Origin of the sequence: Streptomyces sp. P13-3-3 (genome assembly GCF_050571355.1) — a bacterium.
Taxonomy (GTDB): Bacteria; Actinomycetota; Actinomycetes; order Streptomycetales; family Streptomycetaceae; genus Streptomyces; species Streptomyces althioticus.
Genome location: NZ_CP192229.1, coordinates 239,393 through 261,709 on the forward strand (window position 1 = coordinate 239,393; position 22,317 = coordinate 261,709).

The following is a 22,317-nucleotide window of genomic DNA, read 5'->3' on the forward strand; positions in this document are numbered from 1 at the left end:
AGCCGCGCCGGACCGCGAGGGACGGCGTGGACCCGATGCCGTATCCGGAGGCGAGGCACATGGACGACCAGCCGGTGGTCGCCGCGGTGGACGGATCCACGGACGGACTGCGCGCCCTGGAGTGGGCCCTGGACGCCGCCCGGCGGCACCGGGCCACCCTGCGCGTCCTGCACGTCCGCGCGGACCCGCTCCGCACCCGGCAGGAATCACAGGACACCGGGCCGCCCGGCGCCGACGAGGACCCGGTGCTCGCGCAGGCACGCGCGCGGGTGGACGAACTGGGCGGCACGCCGTCCGTCGAGTACGTCGTCACCGAGGGCGTGCCCGGCGCGCTGCTGCCCGAGACCGGCTCGGAGGCCCGGCTGCTGGTGCTGGGCTCGCGGGGCCGCGGAGGCTTCACCAGCCTGCTGCTCGGCTCGAACTCCCTGGCCGCCGCCAGGGACGCCGGGTGTCCGGTGGTCGTGGTGCCCCGGCCGGGACGCGGCGGGGAGGAGCGGGAGGAGGCGCCGGTGCGCCGGGACGGCCCCGTGGTCGTCGGGACGAGCGCCGACAGCCCCGACACGGCGACGCTGGACTTCGCCTTCACGGAGGCCGCCCTGCGTCGCACCGGCCTGCGGGTCGTCACCGCCTACCCGTGGCCGCTGCAGACGATGCTGCTGCCCGGAGAGGTCGCGCCCGCGCAGGTCGACCAGGAGGCCGTGGAGCACGAGACGCGTGCCCTCGCCGAGGGCCTGCTCGCCCCCTGCCGGGAGCGGCACCCGGAGGTCGCCGCCGAGGCCGTCGTGGTGCCCGGGGACGCGGCCGGTCACCTGGTCGGCGAGTCCCGGGACGCCGCACTGGTCGTGGTGGGCCGCCACCGCCGCCGGCTGTTCGCGCCCGCCCGGATGATGGGCTCGGTCACCCAGGCGGTCCTGCTGCACGCGCACAGCCCGGTCGCGGTCGTCCCGCCCGCACCCGCCGAGGAGTGACCGGGAGGCCGCCGGGCCGGGCGGGCGGACGGGGGTCGCGGGGCTCCCGTCCGACCGTCCGAACCGCGCCTCGGCCACGTACCATGGCGGCATGTCGTTCCTCCGCCGCCGAAGCGCCACACCCGCCGGGCCCGAATTCGACGTACTGGCCATGGACCCGGGCGACTGGCCCGGCAACCTGGGCGCGGGTCTGCTGCCCGCCCCCGACGGAACCTGCCAGGGCGTCTTCCTGCGGTACGACCTGTTCGGCGGCCGCGGTCCCGCGATGATCATCGGCAACCTTCCCGAGGGGTCCCCGGCGCGTGACGTCCCCGAGGGCGAGGTGCCCTTCGAGGTCGGCCAGCTGCTGCTGGCGCTGGAGAACGACGAGGAGATCACCGTCGTCTCCACGGAGGACGTGCCCGTGATGCAGGGCGACAACCTGCTGATCGTGCGCCGCGTCAAGCTGTCCGAGAGCCGGATCTCCTGCGTGCAGTTCGACCGCAGCGACAACGTCCTGGTGACCATCGCAGCCTGGGACCGCCCGATCACCGACGACCTGTACGCCCTCCTCAAGCCGCTGCCGGCGGAGCTGTTCCAGCAGGGCTGACCCCGCTCACGGACGACGACGGGCGCCCCCGGACCGCACAGGTCCGGGGGCGCCCGTCGTGTGGTGCGCGCTCCCGCGTCACGACGACGCCACCGTCACGTCCGCGGCCCGCACGAAGCCGACGCGGTGGCCGAACTGGATCTCGTAGTACTGGTCCTTGCCGCGCACCACCTGGTGCGAGGCCGGGTCGAAGGTCACCGCGTAGTAGTACTCGCCCGGCACCTTGCCGCCGGTCACGTACTTCTGCCCGGCGAGCACCTTGTACGGCAACGGCGACACCGTCTGCGCCGGCACACCCTCCGGGTAGGCCGCGGCCTCCGGGTACGCGCGGCCGTACACGGGGACGGAGTCCAGGCCCTTGCGCGGGGTGATCACCTGGGCCTTGGCGGGTACGGCGGTGGGGTTCTTCGGCGGGTTGTGGAACCAGGCCTTCTGGCCGAGGTACCAGATCGCCGTCCAGTCGCCCCAGCGGTCCGCCACCGCGTACCGCTGGCCCGTGGACACCCGCGAGGACAGGTCGTTCACCCCGGTGGTGGGTGCGGAGCCGAGGCCGATGTCCGTGATGAGCGGGGAGTTCACGTCGTGGTCCGAGTACAGCCGCACCGCGCTCGACCCGTGCGGGGCGCAGGGCTCCCCGGCGGTCTCGCAGCCGGTGAACACCGGCCGGTGGGTGTCGTAGTCGGGCCGGATCGTGACGGCGCCGGCGCTCTTCGCGCCCGTGGCCTCGAGCGGGGCGCCGAGCAGTGCGAAGTAGTGGCGCCAGTCCCAGTACGGGCCGGGGTCGGTGTGCATGCCCGGGATGGTGGCCGTGGTGGTGCCGGGCACCGTGTCGTGGCCGAGGATGTGCTGCCGGTCGAGCGGGATGCCGTGCCTGTCGGACAGGTACTTCACCAGCCGCGCGGAGGAGCGGTACATGGCCTCCGTGTACCAGGCGTCCGGGTCGGTGAGGAAACCTTCGTGCTCCAGGCCGATCGACGCCGCGTTGACGTACCAGTTGCCCGCGTGCCAGGCGACGTCCTTCGCCTTCACGTGCTGCGCGATGTGACCGTCGGTGGAGCGCAGGCTGTACTGCCACGACACGTAGGTCGGGTCCTGGACCATGTCGAGGACGCCCTCCCAGGCGCCCTCCGTGTCGTGCACGACGATGTACCGGATCCGCTGCGAGGCGGGCCGGTTCCCCAGGTCGTGGTTGCCGTAGTCGCCGTCGCCGAACTCCTCGTACGGCGCCGGGATCCACTCGCAGGACACCGTCCGCGGGCACTCCGTGCCGGCCGCGGATCCCTTGCGCAGTCCGGCGCGCTCCAGCGCCGACGGATCGGGCGCGAGGTCCGGGCTCGCGTCCAGGGCGACCCGCTGGCCGGCGTCCGTGACCCGCTCCTCGCCGTCCCGGATCACCGCGAACACCTCGTTCGCGTACGCGGTCGCCGAGGCGCGGTCGTCGGCGCCGGAGAACAGCGCCACCGCTCCGAACCAGTCGGCCGGGTCGTCGCTGGCCGGCGCGCCCAGCCGGCGCTGCGCCTCGGCCAGCAGGGCGGCGCCGCCCGCCACGTTCGCCGCCGGGTCCTCGCGCAGCCTCTCGGCGTCCAGGCCGGTCAGCCGGGCCGCCCTCGGCAGGGTGGTCAGCCGGTCCGGCAGCTTCGCGGTGTCCAGGCCGAGTTCCGAGGGGCGCAGCGCGGGACGGGCGTCGTCGCCGCGCGGGTCCTCGGCGCCGGTGGAGTGGTGCCCGGCGGAGGCGAGCGCGGTCCGGGCGTCGGTCAGGTGCATCGGCCCGTAGCCACCGGTGACGCTCGGGGCGCCGCCGTGCGCGTCCCAGCGGGACTGCAGATAGGAGACGCCCAGCAGCACGCTCTGCGGGACGTCGTACGCGGCCGCCGCGGAGGCGAACGCCTGTTGCAGCCGGGCGGTGGCCGGCGGGGCCGGGTCGGGCGCCGCGCCCAGCAGGGGCAGCGTCAACGCGGCTGCGGCCAGGGCGCCCCGGACGGCGCGTCGGGACGGCCCGGCCGCACGGCCGGGCTCGGTGGCGAGATCTCGCAATGCAGCCTCCTGGGGACGGTCGTGCGACCCGTCAGTGGTACCGGCAGGCCGATGATCCGTCAATCATGCCCAGGAGGGCGCGAATTCCCTTGTCAATCGGGGTGTGGCGAGATTTCGTGGCGGGCCCCGCCGGACCTGCGGCGCGTCAGCGGTCTACACCGGTGGCACGCCCCCACGGGGCCCGCGCCTGGCCGTATACCGATGCCAGGTTCTCGCCCAGGGCAGCCGCAGCCGGTGCGGAGCCGCTCCGGCACACGCGGGTCGGGGTGGGCGGCCGCCAGGCGGACCGTGTCCTGCCGGACGTCGCGCGGTTCCGGCGGCGCGGTGCCGAATCCGTGGTCGGAGACGGTTCTGCCGCCCGCGGGGGAGGCCACCTGCGGGCAGTCGTTCGAATGCCGCGGGACGGCCCGCCGGCGAGGGCGAGGGCCGGCGCCCGAGGGCGCCGCCGCTTCGGCGGGCCGGCCGCGCGTCCGCCCCCGCGGTCGGTGTCAGGCCGGAAACCGGACGGCTCCGTCGCTGCCGCCCGCGGCAACCGAGGTGCGCGGCCCCCGCCACCGGCCTCGGCCGCCGCGGGGGCGCCAGGGCGAGGGGAGCCGGTGGACGGCGGACGCCGGGTCAGCGGGTGCCGACCGCCGCGCGCACGGCCTTCCGGGCCATCTGGCAGTCGTCGTGCAGCCGGCGCAGCAGCAGCCGCTGCTCCTCACCGGACGGCGTGCCGCCCGGCTGACCCCCCATGGAGGCGGGCGCCGACTCGTGCATCGAACGCTGCACGGCCGTCTCGTAGGTGCGGATCTCCCGGGTCAGCACGAGCATCAGGTTCACCAGGAACGCGTCGCGCGAGGCGGGGCCCGCCGACTGGGCGATCTGGCTGATCTGGCGCCGGGCCGCCGGGGCGTCCCCGAGCACCGACCACAGCGTCGCCAGGTCGTAGCCCGGCAGGTACCAGCCCGCGTGCTCCCAGTCCACCAGCACCGGACCGGCCGGTGAGATCAGGATGTTGGAGAGCAGCGCGTCGCCGTGGCAGAACTGGCCCATGCCCTGCCGCCCCGTCGCCACGGCGATGCCGTGCAGCAGCTTCTGCAGGTCCCCGAGATCCCGGTCGGTGAGCAGACCCAGCTCGTGGTAGCGGTTGATCCGGGCCGCGTAGTCCAGTGGTGCGTCGAACGTCCCGGCGGGCGGCCGCCAGGAGTTGAGCCGGCAGATCGCGCCGAGTGCCGCCCTGATGTCCGCCCGGGGCGGCGCCTCCGCCGGGTGCCGCTGGAGCGCCGCCACCCGTCCGGGCAGACGCTCGATGACCAGCGTGCAGTTGTCCGGGTCCGCTGCGATCAGCCGGGGCGCCCGCACGGGGGGACGCTGCCGGACGAACGAGCGGTATGCCGCTATTTCGTGCCGGATGCGCTCGCTCCACGCGGGGGAGTGGTCCAGTAAGCACTTGGCGACCGCCGTGCTGCGGCCCGTCGTGCCGACCAGGAGGACCGACCGGCCGGTGCGGCGCAGCACCTGGACCGGCGCGAACTCCGGACAGATGCGGTGCACCGACGCGAGCGCCGTGCGCAGTTGCGCGCCCTGTGCGCCGGACAGGTCGAGCCTCCCGCTGAGCGGCTGGGTGCCCGGTCCCGCGAGGCGCCGTGCGTTGCCCGCGCCGAGCACGGGGGTCGCCGGGCGCGCGGGGGCGAGGTAGGGGCCGCTGTCCGACGGACGCGGACGCAGCGGCCGGGGCGGGGCGGACACGGAGGACGATGCTGCGTACATGGGTGATACAGATCCCTTCGTGTGCCTGCGACGTCAGCGCACCACCCAACCCGGCCGCCCGGCCGCACCCTGGGGGAATGCCCCTGCGGCGACGGGGTCGTGGTGGCGCGTTCCTACTCGACACCCGAGGGGCCCTGGCACACCATCTGGCGGACCCTGGCGAACCCTGGCGAATAGTCGCCCGGCACTGCCCACCGGGCTACTGTCAACTCAGCCGAGAACCTGGGGGCTTGACGTGAGCGGACAACCCAACACCCGGCTCTCGGACCTGTTCGGCCTGGCCGGCTGGTCCAAGGGCGAACTCGCGAGGCTGGTGAACCGGCAGGCGGCGGCCATGGGCCATCCGCAGCTGGCGACCGACACCTCCCGGGTGCGGCGGTGGATCGACATGGGAGAGATCCCGCGCGATCCGGTGCCGCGGGTGCTGGCGGCTCTGTTCACCGAGCGTCTCGGCCGTGTCGTGACCATCGAGGATCTCGGTCTGGTCCGGCACGGGCGTACGGGGAAACGGCAACGCGCCGGGAGTGCGGAACATCCCGACGGAATGCCGTGGGCGCCCGAGCGGACGGCCGAGGTCCTCACCGAATTCACGGGAATGGACCTCATGCTCAACCGACGCGGCCTGGTGGGTGCGGGCGCCGCCCTCACCGCGGGCTCCGCACTCAGCAGCGCCATGCACGACTGGCTGCACACCGATCCGGCCCTGACCGCAGACGCCCCCCGCCTGCACGATCCCCTGCACGCCGAACCCGCCGGGTTCGACCGCTACGAGGCCGCCCCCATCGGGTCGCAGGAGATCGAGGAACTGGAGCGCTCCGTGGAGGTGTTCCGCGCCTGGGACGCCGCCCGCGGCGGCGGGCTCCAGCGCAAGGCGGTCGTGGGGCAGCTCAACGAGGTGGGCGGCATGCTCACCTACCACCATCCGCCCCATCTCCAGCGGCGCCTGTGGGGCGTCGCCGCCAACCTGGCGGTCCTCGCCGGCTGGATGTCGCACGACGTCGGCATGGAACCGACGGCGCAGAAGTACTTCGTCATCGCCGCCCACGCGGCACGGGAGGGCGGCGACCGCCCGCGCGCCGGCGAGGCGCTGTCCCGCGCGGCCCGCCAGATGGTGCACCTGGGCAAGCCCGACGAGGCGCTCGACCTGATGAAACTCGCCCAGTCCGGCTCGGGTGAGCAGGTGCTGCCGCGCACCCGCGCCATGTTCCACACCATCGAGGCGTGGGCGCAGGCGTCCATGGGCAAGGGCCAGGCGATGCGCCGCACCCTGGGCCGGGCGGAGGACCTGTTCGTCTCCGACAAGGGGGACGTGCCGCCGCCGAACTGGATGCAGCTGTTCAACGAGGCGGACCTGTACGGCATGCAGGCCCTCGCCTACCGCACGCTCGCGGAGTTCGAACCGGGCGCCGCCGCCCACGCCCAGCACTACGCGGACAAGGCGCTCGCCCTGCGGGTGGACGCCCAGCAGCGGTCGAAGATCTTCGACTTCCTGTCGATGGCCTCCGCGTGCTTCATCGCCGACGACCCCGAGCAGGCCGACCGCTTCGCGCGGCTCGCCCTGGTGTCGATGGGGCAGAACTCCTCACGCCGCACCTGGGACCGGCTGCGCCAGATGTACCGGCTGACCGCCGAGTACTCCTCGTACCCGAGGATCCAGGAGCTGCGGGAGGAGATCGAACTGGCGCTGCCCAAGCCCCGGGGCAAGGGCGGGACCGCGAGGGCCTGAGGGTCACGCGGCCCTTGTCGCGGGTCGGTCGTCACGTGCGATCCCCCGTCAGGAGGCGACGCGCGCCACCAGCACACAGGCGTGCTCCGCACGCTCTCCCTCACCGAACTCCCGTACGACCTCCCGGACGCAGTCCTGGGCGGAACGGCCCCCGGCGAACCGGGGCGCCAGGGCGAGGAGCCGGTGGGCGGCGGCCGTCCCGGTGTGCCCGGGGACCAGGCCGTCGGTGTGCAGCAGAAGCAGGTCGCCGACCTCGAGGGTCTCCTCGGCCTGCTCGTGCGCGGAGCCTGGGGCGGCGCCCAGCAGCGTCCCCCGCGATGCGTCCAGCGCCCGTCCCGCCCGGCCGCGGTAGAGCAGCGGGGCGGGGTGGCCGGCCCGCGCCCATACCGCGGTGCGGGTGTCGTGCCGGTAGCGCAGGCAGACGGCGCCGGCCAGGACCGGCTGGGCGGTGGTGTCGAGCAGCCGGTCGAGGCAGTCGAGGAGGGGGCCGGGCGCGCTGCCGGCCAGCGCCATGCCCCGGACGGCGCCGAGCAGCATGGCCACACCGGACGCGGCGCCCACGCCCTGTCCGGTGAGCTCGCCGACGCCCAGCAGGGTGGCGTCGTCGGACAGTTCGAGGGCGTCGTACCAGCAGCCGCCGACCGACGCGTGCGCGGAGGGCGGCAGATGGGCGGCGGCCACGTCCAGGGCTCGTGGGCCGCGCCGCGGGAACCGCAGGGAGCCGTGCCACGCCGGGAGCACGGCCTCCTGCAGTTCGACCGCGAGCCGGTGCTCGCTGCGCGCCGCGGCGTGCCGGTGCCGGTGCAGCGAGTCACGGGTCTCGCTCACCGCCGTGCGGCAGCGGCGCAGTTCGCTGACGTCGCGCAGGACCGCCCACATGGAGACGGTGCTGCCGTCGGCGCCGAGCACCGGTTCGCCCATCATGTGCACGGTCCGTACGTCGTCGGCCGCGTGCACCACGCGGAACTCCCCGTCGATGGGGCGGCCGTCGACCAGGCAGCCGGTGACCATCCGGGTCAGGCGGGGCCGGTCCTCGTCGCACACGAGGGAGGGCAGTTCGTCGAGGGTAAGCGGGGGAGCGGCCGGGTCGCGGCCGAGGATCCGGTACAGCTCGCCCGACCAGCTCACCTCGTCCGTCAGGAGGTCCCACTCGGCGCTGCCGACCCGGCTGAGCAGGGCGGCGCGGGAGGGGGCCGGCGGCGCGGGTAACTCCTCGGCCGGGGCGGGCGCCGGGTCGTCCCGCAGCTGCGCCAGGTGCTCGTCCAGGTCGTCGAGCTGGTGCATCGCCAGGTCGTACAGCGCGCGGCGCCAGCGCTCCCGGGGGTCCCCCGCGTCGGCCGGGGTGTCACGGCGGACGGCGTCGACCTCGCTTTTGAGCCGCCGGGTCTGCGAGATGAGCGCGTCGACCGGGCCGCCTCCCGGCGGCCGGGCGGCGGGGCGGTCCGCGGAGAGAGGGGACGGCATGACGCACTCCGATGCGGGACGGTACGGCCTTCGGGCGGGCGGAGGGACCGTTACGACTGTTGCACAGGCCGCCACGGCCCGTAAGGGATTTGGCAACACACGATAAGGTGGTGCCCTTGGCATATGCCACCGTCTTCACGGAGCTACCGCGAGGTAGTCACATGGTGCCCGCCGGACGCTCCAACTTCCATGGTACGCAAGTGAACTGACGGGGTGTCAGGCACCCCCGCAGGGCTCAATCAAACGTTCGAGGATCGGGTGTCAGTTCGACGGCGGGGTGCGGTGACCTCTCCGCGCCCCGACGCCCGTCAGTAGCGCAGCACCGCCGCCATGCCCTGCGCGTCCCGCAGCGCGCCGTCCGGCACGAACCGCACGTCGGCTCCGGTCTCCAGGCACTGCTCGACGATCTCGTCCACGATGTCCTCGCGGGCGTCGAGGTCGTCGTCCTCGGCGACGATCAGATGCTCTCCGTCGTCGCGGACCGTGATCCGGTAGTTCTCCTCGACGGCCAGCAGACGGATCCGGCCCTCGCGGGCGCTCTGCCACAGCTCGTCGACACCGGCCGCGAACTCCTTGCGGCTGCGCGCGGACTCCAGCTCCCGCGCCACCTCCTCGGCCCGCTTGCGGTCCTGTTCCTCCAGCACGGGCCGCACCGCCTGCCACACCATCTCCGGCGTCCCGTGCGCCAGTCCGCCCCGCGGCACCTGCACGGCGTCCTTGCAGGCGCCGCCGAACTCGCACAGCAGCGACAGCGCCGCCGGTTCGCCGGTGACGTACAGCGGCCTCGGGTGGGCCCGCACCAGGGACGTCAGCGCCGTGGCCGCCTCCTTCAGGAAGCGACGGGTGTCCTCGTCCCGGTAGTTGCTGGGCTGGTCGCCGACCCGCATCTCCCGCTCGGGGTCGAAGTTGGGCTCCTCGCGGATCAGCGGGAAGCCGCCGGCGCGCTCCTCGACGACCCGGTCCGGACCGCCGCTCCACAGCGAGGCCCGGTCGGCGGCGACGGACAGCACCCAGAACGGGCGCTCCGCCGTCTGCGCGGAGACCAGGTTGCGGGTGAGGAAGGTGTCCGAGAGCACCACGCGCTCCGGGACGCTGCGCGCCAGCGACCACACCTGGTGCTCGCCCGGTGCGGCGAAGATGGCCAGGCCGTCCTCGGCGTGCGCCAGATCGACCTCGGCCAGGGCCCGGTCCAGCTGGGCGGCCACGTCGGCGCGCCGGTCCCGGGGGACCGCGGGATCGGACTCCAGCTTCTTCTTCGCCTCGGCCACGAGCGTGCGCAGCCGCACCGCGTCCTCGGTGCTCAGGGGGTCGCGGCGGTGGGTCGGCGTCAGCACCGACACCGCCGGGTAGGGGCGCGGCCGACGGAGTTCGGCGAGGACGGAGGGACTCAGATCGTGCTCCATGACAGCACCATAGGGCGGAATCCCCGGTAGGGCATTCGGGGCAAAGCGCCCACCGGGCGCGCGGCGGTCCCGCGGGCCGCGGGTGCACGCTGGTGGAGGAGGTGACCGCCGATGGCGCGCTTGGTCGTGGAGCGGGACGCGGACGGGTGGACCGTCGTCGTCCGGCTGGCGTGGTGGGAGGCGCTGCTCGCACGCCGCCGCACGGTACGGGTGCCGCGGGCATGGGTGGCGGCGACGGGGGTGGAGCCCGACTGGTGGCGCGCGATGCGCGGCACGCCGGTGGTCGGACGCTGCCGGCCGGGGCGGTTCTGCGTGGGGGAGCGGGAGCACGTGCTGGGCCGCGACTTCGTCGCCGTACGCGCGGGCGTCCCGGTGGTGGTGCTGGACCTGAGGCCCCCGGCGCCGTTCGTACGGCTCGCGGTGTCCGTGCCGGACGCGAGGGAGGCCGCCCGGTCGCTGCGGCCCGGCGAGGACGCGGACGAGGAGGATGCCCCCGAGGAGGCCTCCGGTTGACGGAGCGGAAAGCCCGCGTCAGATCCGGTCCTCGTCCTCCGCGCCGCAGGAACTGCCGCTTCGCGGGAGGGAACCGTAGAGCAGGAAGTCGTCGACCTTGCGGTGGACGCACGCGGACGAACCGTAGCCCGTGTGGCCCTCGTTGCGGTTGTCCAGCACCACGGCCGACGGGCCCAGCCGCCTCGCCGTCTGCTCCGTCCAGTAGTACGGGGTGGCGGGGTCGCCGCGGGTGCCGACGAGCAGCATCTTCGGGGTGTCCAGGTCCTTGACCTTCTCCCGGATGTAGTCGGTCCCCTTGGGGCGGCCGTGGCACAGCACCACCTGTGCCAGCCGGTACGGCCCGAACACCGGCGAGGCCTTCTCGTACGCGGCGCGCAAGCGGGCCAGTTCCCCGGTGAGCCGCTCCTCGTCAGGACGGTCCGGGTCGTCGGCGCAGTTGACCGCCATCAGCGCTGCGGGGAGGTTGTCCAGCGGGACGTCCTCCTCGTCGGCGAGCGGCTCGTCGTCGCGTGCCGGGGCGGGGGCCGGGGACGGCGCGGGCGGCGGGGCGGGCGCGGGGGCCAGCCCGCCGGACGCGAGGGCCTCCACGCCGCTGGTGTCGCCGTCCTCCATCAGCTGGGCGAGCACCCGCTGGAGCACCGGCCACATCTCCTTGCTGTAGAGGCCCTGCGCGATGGCGCCGGCCAGGTCCTGGCCGGTGAACTCGTAGCCGAAGTCGGTCGGCACGGGGGTGTCGTCGAGGGAGCGCACCAGGTCCACGACGTGCTCGCGGGCGGCGCGCGCGTCCTGCCCGAACGGGCAGGCGAGCTCCTCGGTGCACCAGGTGAGGAAGTTCTCCAGCGCCGTCTGCTGCCCGCGCGCACCGGCGAGACCCTGCTCGGCCAGGGGCTCGGTCAGCGTGTCCACGCCGTCCAGGGCCATCCGGCCCACGTTGTCGGGGAACCGGGCCGCGTACACCGCGCCGAGCCGGGTCCCGTAGGAGAAGCCGAGGTAGTTGAGCTTCCTGTCGCCCAGCGCCTGACGCATCACGTCCAGGTCGCGGGCCACGTCGACGGTGCCCATGTGGGCGAGGACCGGGCCGGATCGCTTCTCGCACTCGGCCGCCACCTCGCGCAACTGCCGCAGCGCGTCGCGCGGATCGCCCGTCCCCTCGCCGTCGGTCGCGGCCAGCGCACGGCTCGTCGCGTCGGCCCCGCAGCTCACGGGGGAGGAACGGCCCACGCCCCGCGGGTCGAACGACACCACGTCGTAGTCGTCGGTCAGACCGAGGAAGTCCTTACGGCCGTACGCCAGGCCCTGCACCCCGGAGCCGCCGGGACCGCCGAAGTTCAGCACGACCGAGCCGCGCGGGTCGTCGGAGGACGCGCGGTAACGGGCGAGCGCCAGCTCCAGGGTGCCCTTGCCGGGGTCGGCGTAGTCGAGCGGCACGGTGAGCGTCCCGCACTGAAGGTCCTTCGGCAGCTCCGTGCCCTCGCAGGCCGCCCACTTGATCTTCTGGTCGTAGAACCGGCCCAGATCGGGTTCGTCGCGCGCGGTGGCCGTCAGGCCCGTCGCCAGCAGGACCAGCCCGACCGCTCCGGCCGCCGCCCCGCGCCGGAAGGAGGGCGGCAGCGCCTTCGCGTGGTGACCGCCCCGGAGTCGCTCGGACAGCTCGCCCAGCATCGAAGCCTCCCAAGGCGCCCGACCGGCGCCCTCGCCCACCATAAGCGGGCCCCGCAGCGCCCGCCCGTCGGCCGCGCGGCGCCGGTGACGGGTCGCGTCCGGGTGTTCGGGCACCGCGAGTTCGAGGGACTTTGCCGGACGTTCGAAAGCCGGGACCCCCTATGGGGTGAACCGGCTGCGGCATACGGAGGAGCCATAACCCGGATGCCACGCCCGCGTTCTATCCGGTGGCGGGCGAACGCCCGCGACCAAGTCTGGAAGGGCAGGGAACCTATGCGAAGGGTGACCCGAAACGGTGTGATCGCCGTCGCCGCCGCGTCCGGCGCGATGGCCGTGGCGATGCCGGCGTACGCCGATTCCGGGGCGGAGGGCGTCGCGGCCGGGTCGCCCGGAGTGGCGTCCGGGAACAGCGTTCAGCTCCCGGTGCACGTCCCGGTGAACGTGTGCGGCAACACGGTGAACGTGGTGGGCCTCCTCAACCCCGCGGCGGGCAACACCTGCGTCAACGAGGACGTGCGGCACGAGGCGGCCGCCGGTTCCTCGAAGGGGGCGTCCGACGCGTCGGACGCGTCCTCCACGTCCGGCGCGTCCGCCGAGGGCGGCGCACACGGTTCGCCGGGCCTGCTGTCCGGCAACGGCGTGCAGCTCCCGGTGCACGTGCCGGTCAACGTGACGGGGAACAGTGTGAACGTGGTCGGCATCGGCAACCCGTCGACGGACAACAGCTCCGTCAACGAGTCCGGGGAGCGCCCCGGGCCCGCGCCCGAGCGGACCGTGCCGGCCCGCACCCTGCCCGCCCCGGTGGCGCAGGAGGCGGCCCCCGCCGAGCAGGTCGCGCTCGCCGAGACCGGCGCCGACCACACGGTCCCGGTGCTCGCCACCGGCGCCGCGATGTTCCTGGGCGGAGTCGCCCTGTACCGCCGCGCCCGGCTCCGCACGGGCGTCTGACCGCCCCCGCGGAAACGCTCCGCCCCCCCCGGGCCCGCCGGCCGGACCCGGGGGACGGGCCGCGTCAGCCGCTCGGGCGATGGAACCGCCGGTGCAAGGCGGCGATGTCGTCGGTCAGTTCCGGCACGGGTCCGTCCACGGTCACGTTCGGGGCGATCGCGGAGACCGGCAGCGGCCGCACGGGCGGCTCGGGCACGCCCCACTCGGCCAGCCAGGAGGTCAGCTGCTCGGACGAGGCCACGTACACGACGCGTCCCAGGCCCACCCAGGCGTGGGCGGCGGCGCACATCGGGCAGTGCTCGCCCGAGGTGTGGACGGTGGCGGCGGCCCGCTCCTGAGGCGTCATGTGCGCGGCCGCCCAGCGCGCCAGCTCGAACTCGGGGTGCCGGGTGCGGTCGCCGGAGGCCACCCGGTTGCGGTCCTCGGCGAGCACGGTGCCGTCCCCGGACACCAGCACGGAGCCGAACGGTTCGTCGCCCGCCTCCAGCGCCTCGGCGGCGAGCTCCACGCAGCGGCGCAGGTGGGGCAGTTCGTCGTCCCGTACGGCCATGGTCCCGTCCTCCCTGGGCGGCTCGATCGTCGGCAACGATAAACCCGTTGCCCGGCCGGAGACCGGATGATGCACTCCCGGCATGCCTGCCACCACCGCACCGGCCGCCCTGCTCGCCCTCTACGACCGTGAGATGCGCCGGGGCGCCCGCCCGGACGGACCCGACGCCGTCGTCGAACGCGTCGGCCGGGTGGTCCGCCGCACGGCCCCCGCCCACGGCTGGAACGGAATCGAGTGGTCCGGCTTCGCCTCGGCGCGGGAGGCGGACGAGGCGATCGCCGGCCAGATCGCGCACTACACGTCCCGGGGCCTCCCCTTCGAGTGGAAGCTGTACGCCCACGACGAACCGGCGGACCTGGGTGAGCGTCTCTTGGCGGCCGGCTTCACCGCCGGGCCGGACGAGACGCTGATGGCGGCGGAGATCGACGCGGTCACCCTGACCGATACGGTCCCCGACGGCATACGGGTCGTCCCGGTCACGGACACGGCCGGCGTCGACCAGGTCGCCGAGGTGCACGAACGCGCCTTCGGTGACGACGCGTCCCGCTTCCGCCGCCGGCTCCTGGACGCCCTGACCACCACCCCGGACACGGTCGCGGCCGTCCTCGCCCTCGCCGGTGACGTCCCGGTCGGCGCGGCTCGCATGGAGCTGACTCCCGGCACGAGCTTCGCGGGCCTGTGGGGCGGCGGCACGGTGCCGGAGTGGCGGGGCCGGGGCGTCTACCGCGCCCTGATCACCCACCGGGCGCGCATCGCGGCGGCCCGCGGACACCGTGTCCTCCACGTGGACGCGTCCCCGCGGAGCCGCCCGATCCTGCGACGCCTGGGCTTCACCCCGCTGACGGTGACGACACCGTACGTGTACGAGCCGCCCCAGTAGGCCGGGACGCGGTCGCTCAGGACGCACGAGAGCGGTGGCCGTCCCACCGGGTGTGAACACTCACCGCCCGTCGGACAGCCACCGCTCCCGTCAGAAGGCCCGCGTCTCAGCGGTTCAGCTTGGCCCGGTCCAGGGCCGCCACGCCCACCGCCGCGAGCGCGATCTGGATCAGCCACTCCACCCAGTCGACGCCCTTGGTGTCCGCCACGCCGAAGGCCGACGCGAGGGCCGAGCCGATGAGGGCGGCTGCGATGCCGACCAGGATCGTCCACAGGATGCCGATGCGCTGACGGCCCGGGACGACCAGGCGGCCCAGGACGCCGATCACGATGCCGATGACCAGGGCGCTGATGATGCCGTCGATCTCCATGTCTCCCCTTTCCCCTTTCCTCCGCTGAGAAGCTTCTGCCCGCCGGCCGCGGCGGCAGTCGCGGAAAGGGGCCAGCCCGCGAGATCACGCGGACCGGCCGGGGGAGGGCGGCGTCGTGCCCCTACCTCGATTTGGATACCGCCCTGGCCGCCGTGGCGGCGCAGGCGGTGCCCAGGATCACGGCGAGAGCGCCGATGACGACGTTGTTCCAGATCACCCCGGCGTCGGGGTTGGTGCCCACGACCCATGGAGAGATGATCATCCAGATGCCGAGCGCGCACATGGCTCCACTGAGGCCGTACATGCGCGAGGGGGCCGCCGTGAACCCGAGGGCCAGCAGACCGATCGCGATGCCGATGATCAGGTTGTGCGTCACGAGCGGCGGCTGACTCGTCGTGTAGTGGAGGATCCACGGTGACACCGCGCAGTAGAGGCCGAGCAGGAACACCGGGCCGTCCACGAAAGCGACGTCACGACTGCCGAGGACGCGTTCGTAGCGTGCCCGCATCTCCGGCGCATCCGGATGGCTGGAGAGATCCCCACGCTGGTGTGAGACGTTGGCCATGGTCGTCTCCTTTGACTAGCAGGCCTGACCGCGTCTGGGTGCGGTATGCGGTAAGCGCCGCGTACGTCCCATTGTGCTCTTATTTCTCCTTTATGTGTAGTCGTGGAGCGAGGTCTTGGAGCCCGTTCGCGGTCGCCGGGGGAAGGGGGTCCCCCCTCAGCGGTGTGTACGCGCCACTGTGACTGGTCCAGACCCTTGACTGGTACAGACCAAAGCGCTTGAGTGTGCTCCACACCCCCCACCACGGCCGCCCCCACGCCGTGACCGGCCCCGCCGGCGCGCGCGGGCGAGGTCTCGCCCCGGCATGTCCTCGTCGCGGGAGCGGCCGTGTTCCGCAAAGGAGTTGATCCCTTGTCGAGACGCCGTATCGCCGCCGTCACCGCCGCCCTCGTCCTCGCCGGAAGCGCCCCGATGCTGCTCCCCGCCGCGGCCACCACCGCCTCGGCCGCCGCCGCGGCCGCGTGTTCGAGCTACCCCGCCTGGGTCGCCGGACAGTGGTACGAGGCCGGTGCGATCGTCCGTTACACCGACGGCAAGGCGTACATCGCCGAGCACGCCAACCCGGGTTACGACCCGACCGTCAGCACCTGGTACTGGGAGCCCTACGCCTGTGACAACGGGCCCGGGACGCCCGTCGGGAACTTCGTCGTGACCGAGGCACAGTTCAACCAGATGTTCCCGAACCGGAACCCCTTCTACACCTACAGCGGCCTCACCGCCGCGCTCAGCGCCTACCCCGGCTTCGCCAACACCGGGAGCGACACGGTGAAGAAGCAGGAGGCCGCCGCCTTCCTCGCCAACGTCAGCCACGAGACCGGCGGTCTGGTCCACGTCGTGGAGCAGAACCAGGCCAACTACCCGCACTACTGCGACTGGGGCCGGCCGTACGGCTGCCCGGCCGGCCAGGCCGCCTACTACGGGCGCGGTCCCATCCAGCTGAGCTGGAACTTCAACTACAAGGCCGCGGGCGACGCGTTGGGCATCGACCTGCTGAACAACCCCTGGCTGGTGCAGAACGACGCGGCCGTCGCCTGGAAGACCGCCCTCTGGTACTGGAACACCCAGACCGGTCCGGGCAGCATGACCGGCCATGCCGCCATGGTGAACGGGGCCGGTTTCGGCCAGACGATCCGCAGCATCAACGGCTCGCTGGAGTGCGACGGCAGGAACCCGGCGCAGGTCCAGAGCCGGGTGACGAAGTACCAGCAGTTCACCCAGATCCTCGGGACGACCCCCGGCGGCAACCTGTACTGCTGACGCGAACGGCGCGGCGTGGTGTCATGCACCTGACCGTGGCTTCGGGGCCGCCCCGGAGCCACGGCCCGCCCCCTCCGGACGAAGGGAACCGCATGCGCACCCCCCACGCCCTGCTCGCCACCGCCGTCACGACCGCCGCGCTCGCCGCGGCGGCCGTGACACCCGCCCCCGCCGCGTCCGTCGACGCCGTGCCGCGGCCCGGCCCGTACTACGTCCAGAGCGCCGTCACCGGCCTCAACGCCGCCGACGCCTCCGGGACGGTCGAACAGCACCGCCCACGCGGCGACGAGGACCGCCAGCAGTGGGCCCTGCGCCCCGACGGCGCCGGCCACCTGCTGGAGAACACCGACACCCCCGGCTCCTGCCTCGGACGCGCCGGCGACCAGGCCCGCACCGTCTCCTGCGCGGCCGTCGAGGCGCGCTGGCAGATCACCCCGCTCGGCGCCGACCGGTACGCGCTCTCCGCCCCCGGCACCGACCGGCGCCTCACCGTCGCACCCAGACCCGCCGGCGCCGTCCACCCCGCCCCGCTGTCCGTCGCCAGTGGCGCCGGCGACCTCGCCGCCTGGTACCTCACCCCCGTCGACGCGCCCGGCGGCCCCGTGCCGCCCAGGGAGGAACGCACCCTCGACCAGGTCACGTTCCTCACCGCCCACAACGCCTACGCGAACGGCGTCGACGGCGGTTTCGCCCCACCCTTCGTCGACCTCTTCCCCAACCAGAGCCGGGGCATCGAACAGCAACTCCGCGACGGCGTCCGCGGGTTCATGCTGGACATCCACCAGACGCCGGACGGCGCCATCCTCTGCCACAACAGCTGCACCCTGGTGCGCAGACCCGTCGCCCTGTGGGTCGACCTCCAGCGGATCACCGACTTCCTGCGCGCCCACCCCGAGGAGTTCGTCACCGTCTTCCTGGAGGACTACGTCGACCCCGGCGTCCTGCGCGCCGAACTGGACCGCGTGCAGGGACTGTCCGACGTGCTCTACCGCCCGGACCGCACCGGGGTGCGCGAGAACGGCTGGCCCACCTTGGGCGAACTGGCCGCCGCGGGACACCGGTTGCTGATCTTCACCGACCACGGCAAGGACGCCGACCGCTCGGCCGGGCTGACCCGGGACACCTTCGGCGTGATGTACCAGCGCGACTGGACCGTGGAGAACCACTGGTCCATGGGCCCGGGCATCGGCTCCTCCGACTGGTCCTGTCACAGCCGCTGGTACGACGCGAACACCACGCTTCCGCTCACCCGCACCGAGCCAGGCTTCCGGCCCCTCTTCGTCATGAACCACTTCCGGGACGCCGCCGTCGCCTCCACCGCCGCCACCGACAACGCCAAGCTCGCCGACCGCGCCCGCCGCTTCTGCCAGCCGGCCGCCCGCAAGAAGCCCACCTACCTCGCCGTCGACCGCTACGAGCTGGGCAGTCCCGCGGCCGCCGTGGACGCGCTGAACACCTACACCTACCCGTAGCGGACCACGCGGTCCCGCCCCGGAACGGCCGCCGGGGCGGGACTGGCGTTTCCCGCAGTTTTACGTATAACCTCTCCGGTCAACCCCTCCGAGAGGTGACGATGAGACGCATTGCCCTGGTCACCCTCGTCGTCCACGACTACGACGAGGCGATCCGCTTCTACACCGAGGCCCTCGGCTTCCGGCTCGCCGAGGACGCGCCCCGGCCGGACGGCGGCCGCTGGGTCGTCGTCGAGCCCGGCGCCGGCCACACCGGCGCGGCCCTGCTGCTGGCCCGCGCCGCGGGGGAGGAGCAGGGCGCCCGGGTGGGCGACCAGACCGGCGGACGCGTGGGCTTCTTCCTGCACACCGACGACTTCGCCCGCGACCACGCCCGCATGACCGCCGCCGGGGTGACCTTCCTGGAGGAGCCGCGCCACGAGCCGTACGGCTCGGTCGCCGTCTTCCAGGACCTCTACGGCAACCGCTGGGACCTGCTCCAGCCCGCCGGCTGATCCACCACGACCCACCACGCCGAACCACACGCCGAGGAACCGCACGCCATGTCATCTACGCGCATAGACGCCGACACGATCCGCCGCCTCCCCAAGGCGGTCCTGCACGACCACCTCGACGGCGGCCTGCGCCCCGCGACGGTCGTGGAACTCGCCGAGGCCGCCGGCCACACCCTGCCCACCACCGACCCGGACGAGCTCGCCGCCTGGTACGTGGAGGCCGCCAACTCCGGCGACCTGGTGCGCTACATCGCCACCTTCGAGCACACCCTGGCCGTGATGCAGACCCGCGAGGGTCTGCTGCGCACCGCCGAGGAGTACGTCCTCGACCTCGCCGCCGACGGCGTCGTCTACGGCGAGGTCCGCTACGCCCCCGAGCTGAACACCCGTGGCGGGCTCACCATGGCCGAGGTCGTGGAGACCGTCCAGGAGGGGCTGGCCGCCGGCATGGCCAAGGCGGCCGCCGCCGGTACGCCCGTCCGGGTCGGCACGCTGCTGTGCGGCATGCGGATGTTCGACCGGGTCCGCGAGGCCGCCGACCTGGCCGTCGCGTTCCGGGACGCGGGCGTCGTCGGCTTCGACATCGCCGGCGCCGAGGACGGCTTCCCGGCTGCCGACCACCTCGCCGCCTTCGAGCACCTGCGCCGCGAGAACGTGCCGTTCACCATCCACGCGGGCGAGGCCCACGGGCTGCCCAGCATCCACCAGGCCGTCCAGGTGTGCGGCGCCCAGCGCATCGGGCACGGTGTGCGCCTCACCGAGGACATCCCGGACCTCCGGGGCGGCAAGCTCGGCCGGCTCGCCTCCTGGGTCCGCGACCGCCGCATCGCCCTGGAGATGTGCCCCACCTCCAACCTCCAGACCGGCGCCGCGACCTCGATCGCCGAGCACCCGATCACCCCGCTGAAGGACCTCGGCTTCCGCGTCACCGTCAACACCGACAACCGTCTGGTCTCCGGCACCACCATGACCCGCGAGATGACCCTGCTGGTGGAGCAGGCCGGCTGGACCGCCGAGGACCTGCGCACGGTCACCCTGAACGCGGTGAAGAGCGCCTTCCTGCCGTACGACGAGCGCGTCGCGCTGATCAGGGACGTCGTCCTGCCGGGTTACGACGCGGCGCTCTGAGCAGTCCCCGGGCGTAGGCGGCCTGTCCGACGTGCTGGAGGTCGTCGGACAGGACGCTGACCAGCCGCACGCCCAGGGTGACCGGCGGGTCCCAGTTCTCGTCGACGACCCGTTCCAGATCCTTCGCGGTGAGCGTCCGCAGCGCGCCGAGGGTCTGCGCGTGGACGGCGTCGTGATAGCCGGTCAGCAGGTCGGGGGAGTCCACGCGCACCTTGGCGACCTGCGCCGGGGTGTGCCCGAACCCGGTCGCGCCGCGCGGCAGGCCGAGCCCGAACCGCTTCTCCCAGCCGTCGGCGAGCCACACCTGGTCCAGGCCGAAGGCGTCCGCGACGTGGTCGTCCTGGACCCGGGTGAGATGCCACACCAGCCACGCGATGCTGTTGGCCTCCGGCGTGGGCCGGGCGGCGAGCTCGTCGGGCCCGAGCCCCCCGACGGCGGCGTGGACCTCTTCCCGGATGCGTCCGTAGCCTTCGATGAGGATGTCCTTGGCATGCATGCCTCCAGACTCGCTCAGCTTCCGGCGTCACGCGCCCCGGTGTCCAGCAGCTCCATGAGCGCCCGGGCCGCCGGACTCGTGGCGCGCGGCGACGGCACCAGCGCCACCGTCTCGTACGCCGCCTCGCCGGTGTCCTTCAGCGGCAGGGCGGTGAGCGAGGGGCGCTTGTGGCGGAAGTGGCGCGGCACCACCGCCACGCCGAGGTTCTCGTCGACCAGGTCGAGGAGGCTGTGCACGTCGTTCACCTCCAGCGCCACCGTGCGCCGTACGCCCGCGACCGCGAACGCCGCGTCGGTGGCGCGGCGCGGGCCCCAGTCGGGGTGGAAGTCGACGAACACCTCGTCGGCCAGGTCCTCCGGGGTGACCGGCGCCCCGGCGCGGGCGAGCCGGTGGTCGGGGTGGCACAGCACCGTCATCGGCTCACCGGTCAGCGGCACGACGCGCAGCTGGTCCGGGTCGGCGTCGACGCGGTAGGCGAAGGCCAGGTCCAGCCGCCCGGCCGCGACCTCCTCGGCGAGCGCGGCCGAGCCCCACTGCCGCAGCCGTATCTCCACGTCCGGGTGGCGGCGGCGGAACGCGGCGAGCAGCTCCGCCACGTGCACCCCGGCGATGCACTGCTCCGTCCCCACCGCGAGGGTGCCGCGCAGCACCCCCTGCACCGCGGCCACCGCCTCGTGCGCGGCCCGCACCTGTGCCAGGATGCGTTCGGCCTCCGCGAGCAGCGCCCGCCCCGCCTCGGTGAGCGTCACCCTGCGGGTGGTCCGCACGAACAGCGGCGTCTGCAGCTCACGCTCCAGCGCCCGGATGGACGCCGACAGGCCCGACTGGGAGACCATCAGCCGTTCCGCCGCACGGGTGAAGTGCTGGTCCTCGGCGACGGCCACGAAGTGCTGGAGATGGCGCAGTTCCATGATTGAGAAGCGTAGCCGCTGAATTCCATCGGATTCTTCTGTTGGACCACTCCCCGCAGGTCACGACAGAGTGGACGGGCGGTCCGACGAACCGCCACGACGAACGTCAAGACGTGTGCCAACCCCCTCTGGAGTCGCGTTGTACACCGCACACCCCGACCGTTACGCGGACATGCCCTACCGGCGCACCGGACGCAGCGGCCTGAAGCTCCCCGCGCTCTCGCTCGGCCTGTGGCACAACTTCGGCCCTGACCGCCCGGCCGAGACCCAGCGGGCCATCCTGCGCCGCGCCTTCGACCTCGGCGTCACCCACTTCGACCTCGCCAACAACTACGGCCCGCCGCCCGGCGCCGCCGAGTCCGCCCTCGGTGAGGCGCTCAAGGCCGACTTCGCGCCGTACCGGGACGAGCTGGTGATCTCCACCAAGGCCGGCTACCTGATGTGGCCGGGCGCGTACGGCGAATGGGGTTCGCGGAAGTACCTGCTGTCCTCGCTGGACCAGAGCCTCAGCCGCATGGGTCTCGACCACGTCGACATCTTCTACTCGCACCGCTTCGACCCGGACACCCCGCTCGAGGAGACGATGGGCGCCCTGCACACGGCGGTGCAGCAGGGCAAGGCGCTCTACGTCGGCGTCTCCAACTACAACGCCGAGCAGACCCGCGAGGCCGCCCGCATCCTCGGCGAGCTGGGCACCCCGCTGCTGATCAACCAGCCGCGCTACTCGATGCTCGACCGCCGCCCGGAGGACGAGGGCCTGATGGACGCCCTCGACGAGCTCCAGGTCGGCTCGATCGCGTACTCCCCGCTGGAGCAGGGCGTGCTGACCTCCCGCTACCTGGACGGCATCCCCGAGGACTCCCGCGCCGCGAGCGACAGCCCCTTCCTGAACACCGACGCCCTCACCGAGGAGCTGGTGGGCCGGCTGCGCGCGCTCGCCGACATCGCCTCCGCCCGCGGTCAGAGCCTGGCGCAGATGGCTCTGTCCTGGGTGCTGCGCGGCGGCCGCCTCACCTCCGCCCTGGTCGGTGCGAGCAGTCCCCGCCAGCTGGAGAACAGCGTCGCCGCCACCCGCAACCTCGACTTCTCCGACGAGGAGCTGACGCGGATCGACGCGATCGTCAAGGCGTAAGCA

General features: G+C 73.5%; 21 protein-coding genes. 11 read left to right on the plus strand and 10 right to left on the minus strand.

What is annotated here, in order from left to right; all coding sequences use genetic code 11:
* Positions 1 to 59 precede the first annotated feature (59 nt).
* Complete coding sequence (locus ACQZOG_RS27450; RefSeq protein WP_351030293.1) at positions 60 to 968, plus strand: universal stress protein; 909 nt, start codon at positions 60 to 62, stop codon at positions 966 to 968.
* A 91-nt stretch (positions 969 to 1,059) separates the two neighbouring features.
* Positions 1,060 to 1,557 (plus strand): hypothetical protein, encoded by a 498-nt coding sequence (locus tag ACQZOG_RS27455; RefSeq protein WP_033276462.1) that lies wholly within the window; start codon positions 1,060 to 1,062, stop codon positions 1,555 to 1,557.
* A 78-nt stretch (positions 1,558 to 1,635) separates the two neighbouring features.
* Here ACQZOG_RS27455 and ACQZOG_RS27460 read toward each other — a convergent pair whose 3' ends face one another.
* Positions 1,636 to 3,591 (minus strand): N-acetylmuramoyl-L-alanine amidase, encoded by a 1,956-nt coding sequence (locus tag ACQZOG_RS27460; protein ID WP_430741916.1) that lies wholly within the window; start codon positions 3,589 to 3,591, stop codon positions 1,636 to 1,638.
* 615 nt (positions 3,592 to 4,206) lie between these two features.
* Positions 4,207 to 5,343 (minus strand): aminoglycoside phosphotransferase family protein, encoded by a 1,137-nt coding sequence (locus tag ACQZOG_RS27465; protein WP_351030286.1) that lies wholly within the window; start codon positions 5,341 to 5,343, stop codon positions 4,207 to 4,209.
* A 235-nt stretch (positions 5,344 to 5,578) separates the two neighbouring features.
* On the opposite strand from ACQZOG_RS27465, the gene ACQZOG_RS27470 reads away from it, so the two are divergent.
* Positions 5,579 to 7,069: a DNA-binding protein NsdB gene (locus ACQZOG_RS27470; RefSeq protein WP_033276459.1), complete on the plus strand. Its 1,491-nt coding sequence runs from the start codon at positions 5,579 to 5,581 to the stop codon at positions 7,067 to 7,069.
* 48 nt (positions 7,070 to 7,117) lie between these two features.
* Here the strand turns inward: ACQZOG_RS27470 and ACQZOG_RS27475 are convergent, their stop codons facing one another.
* On the minus strand, positions 7,118 to 8,533 hold the full coding sequence (locus tag ACQZOG_RS27475; protein ID WP_430741917.1) for a PP2C family protein-serine/threonine phosphatase: 1,416 nt from the start codon (positions 8,531 to 8,533) through the stop codon (positions 7,118 to 7,120).
* A gap of 308 nt (positions 8,534 to 8,841) precedes the next feature.
* Positions 8,842 to 9,936, minus strand: a complete 1,095-nt coding sequence (locus ACQZOG_RS27480; RefSeq protein WP_037638095.1) for a hypothetical protein — start codon at positions 9,934 to 9,936, stop codon at positions 8,842 to 8,844.
* Between the two features lie 111 nt (positions 9,937 to 10,047).
* Between ACQZOG_RS27480 and ACQZOG_RS27485 the strand changes: the two genes are divergently transcribed.
* Positions 10,048 to 10,449 carry a hypothetical protein gene (locus tag ACQZOG_RS27485; RefSeq protein WP_397666236.1) on the plus strand — a complete coding sequence of 134 codons (402 nt, stop codon included), beginning with the start codon at positions 10,048 to 10,050 and terminating at the stop codon, positions 10,447 to 10,449.
* 18 nt (positions 10,450 to 10,467) lie between these two features.
* Here the strand turns inward: ACQZOG_RS27485 and ACQZOG_RS27490 are convergent, their stop codons facing one another.
* Positions 10,468 to 12,111 (minus strand): alpha/beta hydrolase, encoded by a 1,644-nt coding sequence (locus tag ACQZOG_RS27490; protein WP_430741918.1) that lies wholly within the window; start codon positions 12,109 to 12,111, stop codon positions 10,468 to 10,470.
* Between the two features lie 273 nt (positions 12,112 to 12,384).
* On the opposite strand from ACQZOG_RS27490, the gene ACQZOG_RS27495 reads away from it, so the two are divergent.
* Positions 12,385 to 13,059 (plus strand): chaplin, encoded by a 675-nt coding sequence (locus tag ACQZOG_RS27495; RefSeq protein WP_058915530.1) that lies wholly within the window; start codon positions 12,385 to 12,387, stop codon positions 13,057 to 13,059.
* A gap of 64 nt (positions 13,060 to 13,123) precedes the next feature.
* Here ACQZOG_RS27495 and ACQZOG_RS27500 read toward each other — a convergent pair whose 3' ends face one another.
* Complete coding sequence (locus ACQZOG_RS27500; RefSeq protein WP_033276454.1) at positions 13,124 to 13,609, minus strand: nucleoside deaminase; 486 nt, start codon at positions 13,607 to 13,609, stop codon at positions 13,124 to 13,126.
* Between the two features lie 82 nt (positions 13,610 to 13,691).
* On the opposite strand from ACQZOG_RS27500, the gene ACQZOG_RS27505 reads away from it, so the two are divergent.
* Entirely contained in the window at positions 13,692 to 14,489 is a 798-nt protein-coding gene (locus ACQZOG_RS27505) for a GNAT family N-acetyltransferase (RefSeq protein WP_359671387.1), read from the plus strand.
* Between the two features lie 106 nt (positions 14,490 to 14,595).
* On the opposite strand, the gene ACQZOG_RS27510 is transcribed toward ACQZOG_RS27505, so the two are convergent.
* Positions 14,596 to 14,859: a GlsB/YeaQ/YmgE family stress response membrane protein gene (locus ACQZOG_RS27510; protein ID WP_033276452.1), complete on the minus strand. Its 264-nt coding sequence runs from the start codon at positions 14,857 to 14,859 to the stop codon at positions 14,596 to 14,598.
* A 121-nt stretch (positions 14,860 to 14,980) separates the two neighbouring features.
* A complete protein-coding gene (locus tag ACQZOG_RS27515; protein ID WP_033276451.1) occupies positions 14,981 to 15,424 on the minus strand; it encodes an SPW repeat protein in 444 nt (147 codons plus the stop codon).
* Between the two features lie 351 nt (positions 15,425 to 15,775).
* On the opposite strand from ACQZOG_RS27515, the gene ACQZOG_RS27520 reads away from it, so the two are divergent.
* The 4 genes from ACQZOG_RS27520 (at position 15,776) to ACQZOG_RS27535 (ending at position 19,775) form a co-directional block, all read left to right on the plus strand.
* Positions 15,776 to 16,681 carry a glycoside hydrolase family 19 protein gene (locus tag ACQZOG_RS27520; protein ID WP_033276450.1) on the plus strand — a complete coding sequence of 302 codons (906 nt, stop codon included), beginning with the start codon at positions 15,776 to 15,778 and terminating at the stop codon, positions 16,679 to 16,681.
* Between the two features lie 92 nt (positions 16,682 to 16,773).
* Complete coding sequence (locus ACQZOG_RS27525) at positions 16,774 to 18,153, plus strand: PI-PLC domain-containing protein (RefSeq protein ID WP_037638086.1); 1,380 nt, start codon at positions 16,774 to 16,776, stop codon at positions 18,151 to 18,153.
* A 101-nt stretch (positions 18,154 to 18,254) separates the two neighbouring features.
* Positions 18,255 to 18,647 carry a VOC family protein gene (locus ACQZOG_RS27530; protein ID WP_033276448.1) on the plus strand — a complete coding sequence of 131 codons (393 nt, stop codon included), beginning with the start codon at positions 18,255 to 18,257 and terminating at the stop codon, positions 18,645 to 18,647.
* Between the two features lie 48 nt (positions 18,648 to 18,695).
* On the plus strand, positions 18,696 to 19,775 hold the full coding sequence (locus ACQZOG_RS27535; protein WP_359595588.1) for an adenosine deaminase: 1,080 nt from the start codon (positions 18,696 to 18,698) through the stop codon (positions 19,773 to 19,775).
* On the opposite strand, the gene ACQZOG_RS27540 is transcribed toward ACQZOG_RS27535, so the two are convergent.
* Both ACQZOG_RS27540 and ACQZOG_RS27545 read right to left on the minus strand, forming a co-directional pair.
* Positions 19,735 to 20,271, minus strand: a complete 537-nt coding sequence (locus ACQZOG_RS27540) for a mycothiol transferase (RefSeq protein ID WP_359595589.1) — start codon at positions 20,269 to 20,271, stop codon at positions 19,735 to 19,737. The genes ACQZOG_RS27535 and ACQZOG_RS27540 overlap by 41 nt on opposite strands.
* Positions 20,272 to 20,285: 14 nt before the next feature.
* On the minus strand, positions 20,286 to 21,182 hold the full coding sequence (locus tag ACQZOG_RS27545) for a LysR substrate-binding domain-containing protein (protein ID WP_203551320.1): 897 nt from the start codon (positions 21,180 to 21,182) through the stop codon (positions 20,286 to 20,288).
* Between the two features lie 139 nt (positions 21,183 to 21,321).
* Here ACQZOG_RS27545 and mgrA point away from each other — a divergent pair, with 139 nt between their 5' ends.
* Positions 21,322 to 22,314, plus strand: coding sequence for an L-glyceraldehyde 3-phosphate reductase (gene mgrA / locus ACQZOG_RS27550; RefSeq protein WP_037638081.1), 993 nt, complete (start codon positions 21,322 to 21,324; stop codon positions 22,312 to 22,314).
* Positions 22,315 to 22,317: the final 3 nt, after the last annotated feature.

Coding starts and splice junctions, on each gene's coding strand:
- ACQZOG_RS27450 (WP_351030293.1), top strand. CDS start 60: ATGGACGACCAGCCGGTGGTCGCCGCGGTGGACGGATCCACGGACGGA.
- ACQZOG_RS27455 (WP_033276462.1), top strand. CDS start 1,060: ATGTCGTTCCTCCGCCGCCGAAGCGCCACACCCGCCGGGCCCGAATTC.
- ACQZOG_RS27465 (WP_351030286.1), bottom strand. CDS start 5,343: ATGTACGCAGCATCGTCCTCCGTGTCCGCCCCGCCCCGGCCGCTGCGT.
- ACQZOG_RS27475 (WP_430741917.1), bottom strand. CDS start 8,533: ATGCCGTCCCCTCTCTCCGCGGACCGCCCCGCCGCCCGGCCGCCGGGA.
- ACQZOG_RS27480 (WP_037638095.1), bottom strand. CDS start 9,936: ATGGAGCACGATCTGAGTCCCTCCGTCCTCGCCGAACTCCGTCGGCCG.
- ACQZOG_RS27485 (WP_397666236.1), top strand. CDS start 10,048: ATGGCGCGCTTGGTCGTGGAGCGGGACGCGGACGGGTGGACCGTCGTC.
- ACQZOG_RS27490 (WP_430741918.1), bottom strand. CDS start 12,111: ATGCTGGGCGAGCTGTCCGAGCGACTCCGGGGCGGTCACCACGCGAAG.
- ACQZOG_RS27495 (WP_058915530.1), top strand. CDS start 12,385: ATGCGAAGGGTGACCCGAAACGGTGTGATCGCCGTCGCCGCCGCGTCC.
- ACQZOG_RS27500 (WP_033276454.1), bottom strand. CDS start 13,609: ATGGCCGTACGGGACGACGAACTGCCCCACCTGCGCCGCTGCGTGGAG.
- ACQZOG_RS27505 (WP_359671387.1), top strand. CDS start 13,692: ATGCCTGCCACCACCGCACCGGCCGCCCTGCTCGCCCTCTACGACCGT.
- ACQZOG_RS27510 (WP_033276452.1), bottom strand. CDS start 14,859: ATGGAGATCGACGGCATCATCAGCGCCCTGGTCATCGGCATCGTGATC.
- ACQZOG_RS27515 (WP_033276451.1), bottom strand. CDS start 15,424: ATGGCCAACGTCTCACACCAGCGTGGGGATCTCTCCAGCCATCCGGAT.
- ACQZOG_RS27525 (WP_037638086.1), top strand. CDS start 16,774: ATGCGCACCCCCCACGCCCTGCTCGCCACCGCCGTCACGACCGCCGCG.
- ACQZOG_RS27530 (WP_033276448.1), top strand. CDS start 18,255: ATGAGACGCATTGCCCTGGTCACCCTCGTCGTCCACGACTACGACGAG.
- ACQZOG_RS27535 (WP_359595588.1), top strand. CDS start 18,696: ATGTCATCTACGCGCATAGACGCCGACACGATCCGCCGCCTCCCCAAG.
- ACQZOG_RS27540 (WP_359595589.1), bottom strand. CDS start 20,271: ATGCATGCCAAGGACATCCTCATCGAAGGCTACGGACGCATCCGGGAA.
- ACQZOG_RS27545 (WP_203551320.1), bottom strand. CDS start 21,182: ATGGAACTGCGCCATCTCCAGCACTTCGTGGCCGTCGCCGAGGACCAG.